Source organism: Candidatus Hydrothermales bacterium (assembly GCA_039630235.1).
GTDB lineage: Bacteria > Hydrothermota > Hydrothermia > Hydrothermales > JAJRUZ01 > JBCNVI01.
This window is the reverse complement of sequence record JBCNVI010000052.1, coordinates 1-697: the sequence shown is the minus strand read 5'-3', so window position 1 is coordinate 697 and position 697 is coordinate 1. Positions and strand designations below refer to the sequence as shown.

General features: G+C 35.0%; 1 protein-coding gene. It reads right to left on the bottom strand.

The genetic code is table 11. The annotated features are described in order from the left end of the window. Positions 1-697: hypothetical protein (locus tag ABDH49_09250; GenBank protein ID MEN3047124.1), on the bottom strand; the 697-nt coding region annotated here is incomplete at both ends.

The window sequence follows — 697 nt, the reverse complement described above, 5'->3', positions numbered from 1 at the left end:
ACTTTGTATACCACTCTCAAAAAACTCCCTCAAACTGTATACACTCCTTCCTGAAACATCATACACCTTTATCTCCACCTCACCATCATACGGCATAAAAACTAATAGAGAATTCCTTTTTAATAAAGTATTTAACCTTATATCAAAATCTAAATTAGCACCCTCAAATTCACCCTGTGCACCACCACTCTCCCTTAATACGTATATCTTTAACGCACCAAGAATAGCTTTTCCCCCTCTTTTTTTCTCTATCTTTACCCTCAAAATATCTGAAACCGCACTCCGAGGAAGTCTCTTCTCATAATAAGAATAAACACCTTTATCTATATGCCAATTCCCAAGAGGAGTCCTGTTAACATATATCTTCTCCTTTATATCTTCATCTGCAAAACCCTCAAACCTTATCTTAAATAAACCTGAAGAAACCAAAGGAATCTCATATATAAGAGAATCACCATAATCAACATTCTTATAATACTCCTCCCCATAAGAAATATAACCCCTCCTATAAACTGTCCCAGGCTGAAGAGTATCACCACCAAATGTCAAAGAAATTATCGGCAACTCCTCCTCAAGAGAAACTCTAACATAATAAATCTCATAAAGTGTATCACCTGCATAAAAAACAAAATGCAAATTTCCACCCTCGTAAAAAATCTGAGGTGACCTTATTGAATAATCTGTATATAAAACTTTC